General features: G+C 51.4%; 2 tRNA genes. Both read right to left on the minus strand.

The features are described from left to right. Positions 1-58: 58 nt before the first annotated feature. A tRNA-Met gene (locus OCH80_RS10275) sits at positions 59-132 on the minus strand. Positions 133-142: 10 nt separating this feature from the next. Further along, a tRNA-Ser gene (locus tag OCH80_RS10280) sits at positions 143-230 on the minus strand. Positions 231-329: the final 99 nt, after the last annotated feature.

Consider the following 329-nt stretch of genomic DNA (forward strand, 5'->3'; position numbering starts at 1 on the left):
CCCGCGATCTCCTCCGTGACAGGGAGGCGAGATAAACCACTGCTCCAATGGACCAAAATTGCGGGAGCTGGATTTGAACCAACGACCTTCGGGTTATGAGCCCGACGAGCTACCAGACTGCTCCATCCCGCGATAATGAAAAAGGAGGATGTGGGATTTGAACCCACGCAGGAGTTGCCCCCTCTAACGGTTTTCAAAACCGTCCCCTTAAGCCACTTGGGTAATCCTCCAGATTATCTGGATAATGACATATTCAATTGTCTGCCTTCCGGCAATGACCCGTACGAGATTTGAACTCATGTTACCGCCGTGAAAGGGCGGTGTCTTAA

Source organism: Lactobacillus sp. 23-2, assembly GCF_044902225.1.
Taxonomy (GTDB): domain Bacteria; phylum Bacillota; class Bacilli; order Lactobacillales; family Lactobacillaceae; genus Lactobacillus; species Lactobacillus absianus.